This is a genomic window from Kineococcus arenarius subsp. arenarius (assembly GCF_050871845.1).
GTDB lineage: Bacteria > Actinomycetota > Actinomycetes > Actinomycetales > Kineococcaceae > Kineococcus.
Genome location: NZ_JBJLSE010000143.1, coordinates 1 through 7,231, shown reverse-complemented (window position 1 = coordinate 7,231; position 7,231 = coordinate 1). Strand labels below are relative to the sequence as shown.

Genomic DNA, 7,231 nt, shown 5'->3' with positions numbered 1-7,231 from the left:
GGGGCGGGGCGGGGGGGCGGGGTAGGGAGGTAATTGTCCCGGGCGCCCTGGTGCGCGTGTTGGGTCGGGGGGGGGTGGGGGTGGCGGGCGACCGGAGCCCGCGCCGAACCCTGGTGAGCCGGTGCAGGGACCGCACGCGCGGGCGGAGAGCCCGGCACCCGCACCCCCCGCGGACCCGGCACCCGAGCCGACCACACGGCTCAGGCGATGAGCGGCCGAGCGACGGGCCGCTGCAGGAACGCGTGCAGCTGCTCCAGGGGCATCGGGCGGCAGTACAGGTGCCCCTGGGCGAGCGGGCACCCCATCTCGCGCAGGATCTCGGCCTGCTCCGGCTCCTCGACGCCCTCGGCGACGATCGACAGCCCGAGGGCCTGGCCCATCTTGACCATGCCCTCGACGAGGGCGCGGGCGGTGGGCTCGGTGGCGATGTCGCGCACGAAGCTGCGGTCGATCTTGAACGAGGAGAACGGGCGGTGCCGCAGGTAGCCGAGGGAGGAGAAGCCGGTGCCGAAGTCGTCGATGGTGAGCAGGGCGCCGGTCTCGGCGAGCTCGCGCAGGACCTCGACGGTGTCGTCGTCGATCATGACGTTCTCGGTCATCTCCAGGTGCAGGCGGCTGCCGGCGGCGGCCGCCTGGCGCACGGCCGCGGCGACCCGGGTGGTGAAGTCGGGGTGGCGCAGCTGGACGGGCGAGACGTTGACCATGAGGTCCAGGCGGCGGCCGGCGTGGACGGGGATGCCGACGGCGTCGCGGACGACGGTGCGCAGGACGGCGTCGCCGATGCCGACGACGGTGCCGGAGCGCTCGGCCAGCCCGATGAACTCCTCCGGCCCGACGAGGGGTTCGACGCCGTCGCCGCGGTCGCGGCGCCAGCGCACGAGGGCCTCCACGGCGACGACCTCGGACGTGGCGAGGTCCACGATCGGCTGGTAGTGCACGACGAACGCGTCGGCGGGGGCCTGCTGGAGGTCCTCGATGACCTGCAGGCGGGCGATCTCCTCCTCCAGCAGCTCGGGGCGGAACTCCACCCAGCGGTTCTTGCCGGCGGCCTTCGCCCGGTACATGGCGGTGTCGGCGTTGCGCAGCAGGGTGCCGACGTCGTCGCCGGGGCGGGCGCGGGCGCACCCGATGCTCCCCTGGGCGCGCACGACGTGCCCGCGCATGCGGACCTCGACGCGCAGCGCGGCGAGGACGCGCCGGCACAGGCCCTCGACGTCGGGGCAGCGGGGGGCCAGGACGGCGAACTCGTCGCCGCCGAGGCGGGCGACGGTGCTGCCGCCGCGCAGGGTGTCGCGCAGGCGGGTGCCCACCAGGCGCAGGAGCTCGTCGCCGGCCTCGTGGCCGAAGCGGTCGTTGACGCCCTTGAAGCCGTCCAGGTCGAGGTAGAGCACGACGAGCTCGTCGAGGCGGTCGCCCTCGCGGGCGCGCTCCAGCTCCAGGGCCAGGCGCTCGGAGAACTGCAGGCGGTTGGGCAGGCCGGTGACGACGTCGCGGCGGGCCAGGCCGTGCATCTCCTCGTTGGCGCCGACGCGGAAGAACGCGGCCTCGCCGACGGACGCGAGGGCCTCCAGGGCCTTCTCGTCGGCGGCGCGCAGGGCGGCGTCGCGGTTGCGGGGGGCGGTGACGTAGAGGACGTGTCCGTCCCCGGCGACGACGGGCACGCCGATCTCGCCCTCGCCGGGCCCGACGGAGCGGACGGTGGCGGCGGGGGTGCCGGCGACCATGCGGGCGTGCTTGGCCAGGGCCCGCGCGAGGTCGGCGCGCCGGCCCTGGGTGTGCAGGGCGGTGGCCGCCTCGAAGAGGGCCTCGGTGCGGCGGGCGACGTCGCGGGTGGTGCGCATGGCCCGCGTGGCGATGAGGGTGACGACCATGGGGACGGCGAGCAGGCCCGCGGCCCACGCGCTGAGCTCCTGCTCGACGAGGCCGCCGAGGTACCCGACGGCGCCGACGGCGAGGGCGGCCGCGCCGGCCAGCCAGGTCCCGCCGTCGGCGAGCTCGGCGCGCACCCGGGTGCCCTGCTGCACGGCGACGGAGACGGCGGAGACGAGGAGGTCGACGAGGAAGACGGCGGCGACGGCGGCGGCCACGGCGAGCAGTTCGGCGGGTCCGCCGGCCACGGCGATGGCCTTGGTCCCGGACCAGGCGCCGAGGAGGTGCGTGACGGCGAGCGCGACGGGTGCGAACAGGACGCCGATGGAGGCGTTGAAGACGCGGCTGACCCAGCTCTTGCGCTGCGTGAGGTTGGTGGGGATCACGCACAGCGCCCAGGCCAGCGTCGCCGTCCACGCGGGGGCGAAGCACAGCAGGAAGACGAGGACGCCCACGTCGAACTGGACCTCGACACCGGCGTGCCGGGTGTTCACCTGGAAGGGGAAGCGGGTCATCAGCTGCACGAGCGGGAAGCCGACGAGCAGGCACCAGCCGAACTGGTGCAGCGCGGCGGCGTCGGCGGTGCGGGCGAAGGCGACGGCCGCGACCACGACGGTGCAGGCGGCGGCCAGGGTGACGAGGCCGTCGTAGACGACGCTGGCCAGCGGGCGCCGGTCTGGAACAGTGCTGCTCACCGTCATCCCCCCTCCCGGCCCGAGCGGGGACATCCTGACACTCCGATCACGAGTGGTCACGCTCGATGAGGCAACTCGACACGGACTTCCCGCGACCGGCGTAGCGACCGATCCCGGAAAGCTCCCGATCGGGACTTGGTGTCATCATCTCACTACTCAACGTCGCATCCTCGGTCGCTACTCCCCGGGGAGCCTCGGCAGGAGCGGCCTACGCTCGGCGGGTGCCCTCCTCCGCACCGCACCGGACCCTGCGGGCGCTGCCCGTGCCCGCCGGGCGGCGCGCGCTCGACCTGCTCCCCGTCCTCGCCGACGCCCTGGCCGGCCGGTCCGCGACCGCCTGGCACCCGCACGCCGAGGACGCACCCCCCCACCCCGCGCTGCGCACCGGGGAGGCGCTGGCCCCCGGCGAGGACGACCCGTCCGACCCCACCGCCTTCGTCGTCGCCACCTCCGGCTCCACCGGCACCCCCAAGGGCGCGCTGCTGAGCGCCGGTGCGCTGCGCGCCTCCGCCGACGCCACCGCCCGCCGGCTCACCGGCCCGCCCGCCGCGGCCGGGCGCGAGCAGTGGGTGCTGGCGCTGCCCGCCCACCACGTCGCCGGCCTGCAGGTGCTGCTGCGCTCGGTGCGCGCCGGCACCGAACCCGTCGTCGTGGACGCCCCCGGGGGCTTCGACCCCGCCGCCTTCGCCGCGGCCACCGCCGCGGCCACCGCCGGCCGGCTGCTGACGTCCCTGGTGCCCACCCAGCTCGTGCGGCTGCTGGACGCCGGCGCGGAGGCCACCGCCGCGCTGACCGCGTTCTCCGCCGTCCTCGTCGGCGCCGCCGCCACCCCCGCCCCGCTACTGGCGCGCGCCCGCGCCGCCGGGGTGCGCGTCGTCACCACGTACGGGGCGTCCGAGACGTGCGGCGGGTGCGTGTACGACGGCCGCCCCTTGGACGGCGTGGACGCGGCCCTGGAGGAGGACGGCCGCCTGACCCTGACCGGGCCCGTCGTCGCCCGCGGCTACCGGGGCGCGCCCGCCCACCCGTCCTTCCGCACCGCCCCCGGCGGCGCGCGCACCTTCCGCACCGACGACGCCGCCGCGCTGACCCGCGACGCGGACGGCCCCCTGGTGCGCGTCACCGGCCGCCTGGACGACCTCATCACCACCGGCGGCCTGAAGGTGGCCCCGGCGCTCGTGGAGGACGCCCTGGCGGACGCACCCGGCGTGGCCGAGGTCGTCGTCGTGGGCGTGCCGGACCCCGAGTGGGGCGAACGGGTGGTCGCCGCGGTCGTGCCGCTGCCGGGCGCGGCCCCCGCGATGGAGGAGCTGCGGCGGTCGGTGCGCGCGCGCGTCGCCGCGCACGCCGCGCCCCGCCAGCTGCTCCTGCTGGACGCCCTGCCGCTGCGCGGGCCCGGCAAGCCGGACCGGGCCGCGCTGCGGGCGCTGGCCACCGGCACCGCACCGCGCTGAACGGCGCGGGAACCGCACCGCCGGCCCGTTCGTCGTGCCGAGGGGTCCGGCGGTGGGTCCGGACCGGATCGAGGAGGTGTGCGACGGTGCGCAGCGTCCTCCCGGTGCTCCTCGCACTGGGGCTGACCGTGTACTGCGTCGTGAGCATCGTGCAGGCGGGCGACGGCGAGGTCCGCGCCCTGCCCCGCTGGGGCTGGCTGCTGGCGGTGCTGTTCCTGCCCCTGATCGGGGCCGCGGCCTACCTGCTCGCCGGCCGGCCCGTCGCGGGCGCACCCGGGCGCCGCACCCGGCCGGCGCCCCGACCCGGCCCCAAGGGACCCGACGACGACGAGGACTTCCTGCGCGGTCTGTGAGGTGCTGGGGTCGGGGTCGCGTCCGGGCGACGAGGCGGTGCGGCGTCCGGGCCCTCCGCCCGCGACCGGGTGCGCCCCTCACCCCGGTGCGCCGGGCGGGCTCCGGACGCCCGGCCACCCCACCCCCTCGCCACCCCCTCTGGCCCTGATCGCTCCGACGCACCAGTCGCGACGGCGGGTCCGCTTGATCCGCGAGGAGGCGTTCTGGTGAGGTTCCGCGGTGACCTGGGAAGCGGTGGCTGCGTGTACCGGGCTGATCGGGGCAGGCGCTGCCGTCTGGCAGCTCCGGCAACTGCGCATCGCTGATTTGAAGGCACGCGCCATCGAGATCGAGAGCGTCTCCGTGGCGACCGTGGTGGAGGCTCGACCGCGAGACAGCGACGTCCGGGGTGATCGCGCGGACTGGACGTACACGTACGCGGTGCACAACCCGGGACGCTTCCCGCTCAGTGATGTCCACGTCACGATCGACTACCGCTGTCAAGTGCGGCGACGACGTGGCCTCCCCGTCAACGGTCCGCGCAGCGATCTGTCCGGCGACGACTGAATGCTGACGTGACGAGGCGTGCTGAGCTGCGGAACGACCGCGGTGATGAGGGTGCGCGGTGAGCTGGATCGCCGAGGTCGACTGGTCCTCGCTCGGTAGCGGGGTCATCGGGGCAGTGGTGGGTGGGGTCGCCAGCTTCTGGGCCACCGTGCGCACCACGAGGAAGACCAACGCCCAGGCGTACACCGACATGATCAGCAACCTCGGACAGGCCTGGATGGGCTCGGACAACCCGGAGCTGGCCCGGATGGGCGCTGAACTGGTGGGGGGCGCTCTGCGTTCCATGGCCGACGACAGCCACGTCCCCGAGAAGATCCGGGACGTGACCAGCACCATCGGGGACATCGAGACGGCGATCGAGCGCGGGCGTAACCTCGAGCAGAGCAGCGGTGAGCCACCGGACTTCACCTACGACGAGGACGAAGGGGCGAACGGCGACGATGGCGAAGCAGACGATCAAGGTCAGCAAGGATCAGGTGAGGGCCGCGCGGGTTGAGGTCGAAGCTCTCCGCGCCGCGGGCCGGGAGCCGGACCCCATGGTCGTGCGACTGGCCAACGCCAGGCCCCTGCGTTCGACCGGGACCATCGGCGGACGCCAGCCTCGCCCCCAGCACCCGGTGACGACCAGCTGAGCACCCGCTCGGACACGTTCGACGGCCGTACCGCACCAGGCTGACCACCGGGTGCGAGATCGGCTGGCGCTCAGGTGAACACACGGCCAGGTGCGGCTGAAGGGTCCGCGGGGGGTGCGGGTGCCGGGCGTCCGGAGCCCGCGCTGAACGCCCGGTGGCAGGTGTCGTCCCCGCGACGGCGCGGGCGGAGAGCCCGGCACCCGCACCCCCCGCGGACCCGGCACCCGATCCACCCCGGCACCCCGGCACCCCGGCACCCCGGGCGAGCGGCACCGCGAGCGGTTGGCACCATGGACGGTCGTGCCCGACCCCGCTGAACCCCTGCCGCCCTCCGCCGTGCCGCTGCCGCCCGCGGCGGCGCCCCGGTCCCGCCCCACCGCCGGGCAGTGGGTGTCGGCGGCCCGCCCGCGCACGCTGCCGGCGGCCCTGACGCCCGTGCTGGTCGGCACGGGCGCGGCCGCGGCCCTCGGCGCGGTGGCGTGGGTGCCGGCGGCGCTGGCGCTCGTGGTGGCCCTGGCGCTGCAGGTGGGCGTGAACTACGCCAACGACTACTCCGACGGCGTGCGCGGCACCGACGCCGACCGGGTGGGCCCCTTCCGCCTGGTGGGTTCCGGCGCCGCGCACCCGCGCGCGGTGCGCGACGCGGCGTTCGCGTGCTTCGCGGTGGCGGCCCTGGCCGGGCTGGCGGTGGTGGCGCTGACGGAGCACTGGTGGCTGCTGCTGGTGGGGGCGGCCTCGGTGGCGGCGGCCTGGTACTACACGGGCGGGAAGCGCCCCTACGGCTACGCCGGGCTGGGCGAGGTGTTCGTCTTCATCTTCTTCGGGCTGGTGGCGGTGCTGGGCACCACGTACGTCCAGGTGGACCGGGTCGGCGGCGAGGCGGTGGCCGGGGCGTTCTGCGTGGGGTTCCTGGCGTGCGCGATCCTCGTGGCGAACAACCTGCGCGACGTGCCCACGGACGCCGTGGCGGGCAAGCGGACCCTGGCGGTGCGCCTGGGCGAGCACCGCAGCCGCCTGCTGTTCGCCGCGCTGGTGGCCGGCGGGTTCGTGGCGGCTCTGGCGACCGTCCCGTGGCACCCCTGGTCGCTGCTGGTGCTGGCGGCGGTGCCGCTGGCGGTGCGGCCGCTGCGCACGGTGCTGGGCGGCGCCTCCGGGCGCGACCTGATCCCGGTGCTGCGGGACACGGGCCTGCTGGAGCTGGCCGCCGGGGCGCTGCTGGCGCTCGGTCTCGCGCTCTGAGCGCACCTCTGCGAGGGTGCGCGGCATGGGTGCTGTGGACGTTCAGGCCGACGGGGAGCACCGCTACGCGGCGACGCTCACCACGGCGGGGGGCTCCTCCTCCTCGCACGTGGTGACGTGCGACGAGGAGGTGCTGGCGAAGGTGGGGGCGACGACGGCGGACGAGCCGGTGCTGGTGCGCCGCGTGCTGGAGGTGCTGGTGCGCTCGGCCGACGAGGCCGAGGCGGCCGGGCGCGCGGCGGCGGTGCCGGAGGTGGTGGACCTGCGCGAGCTGGACCGCCAGGTGCCCGACCTGCTGCCCAACCTCCCCCTGCGCTGACAGTGAGGATGTACGAGGACTCCGCGCCGGTGGGTCTGACCCTTGCTCTGACTGACCTCGTGTCTTCAACGGGATCTGTCGACCGGCCGGCGCGGAGCCCTCGTGCACCTGCCGAACGGGCGT

7 protein-coding genes are annotated in these 7,231 nt (G+C 75.7%); 6 read left to right on the top strand and 1 reads right to left on the bottom strand.

What is annotated here, in order from left to right:
* Nucleotides 1-200: 200 nt before the first annotated feature.
* A complete protein-coding gene (locus ACRYM0_RS19900; RefSeq protein WP_432507583.1) occupies nt 201-2,570 on the bottom strand; it encodes a putative bifunctional diguanylate cyclase/phosphodiesterase in 2,370 nt (789 codons plus the stop codon).
* A 215-nt stretch (nt 2,571-2,785) separates the two neighbouring features.
* Between ACRYM0_RS19900 and menE the strand changes: the two genes are divergently transcribed.
* The 6 genes from menE (at nt 2,786) to ACRYM0_RS19870 (ending at nt 7,108) form a co-directional block, all read left to right on the top strand.
* Nucleotides 2,786-4,018 carry an o-succinylbenzoate--CoA ligase gene (gene menE / locus ACRYM0_RS19895; protein ID WP_432507582.1) on the top strand — a complete coding sequence of 411 codons (1,233 nt, stop codon included), beginning with the start codon at nt 2,786-2,788 and terminating at the stop codon, nt 4,016-4,018.
* A gap of 86 nt (nt 4,019-4,104) precedes the next feature.
* Entirely contained in the window at nt 4,105-4,371 is a 267-nt protein-coding gene (locus tag ACRYM0_RS19890) for a PLD nuclease N-terminal domain-containing protein (RefSeq protein WP_432507581.1), read from the top strand.
* Between the two features lie 220 nt (nt 4,372-4,591).
* Entirely contained in the window at nt 4,592-4,918 is a 327-nt protein-coding gene (locus tag ACRYM0_RS19885; RefSeq protein ID WP_432507580.1) for a hypothetical protein, read from the top strand.
* A gap of 58 nt (nt 4,919-4,976) precedes the next feature.
* Nucleotides 4,977-5,414, top strand: coding sequence for a hypothetical protein (locus tag ACRYM0_RS19880; RefSeq protein WP_432507579.1), 438 nt, complete (start codon nt 4,977-4,979; stop codon nt 5,412-5,414).
* A 472-nt stretch (nt 5,415-5,886) separates the two neighbouring features.
* Nucleotides 5,887-6,789, top strand: coding sequence for a 1,4-dihydroxy-2-naphthoate polyprenyltransferase (locus ACRYM0_RS19875; RefSeq protein WP_432507584.1), 903 nt, complete (start codon nt 5,887-5,889; stop codon nt 6,787-6,789).
* Between the two features lie 25 nt (nt 6,790-6,814).
* The gene (locus tag ACRYM0_RS19870) at nt 6,815-7,108 is read left to right on the top strand and encodes a hypothetical protein (protein WP_432507578.1); all 294 of its coding nucleotides are present in this window, start codon (nt 6,815-6,817) and stop codon (nt 7,106-7,108) included.
* The last annotated feature ends 123 nt before the right edge of the window (nt 7,109-7,231 follow it).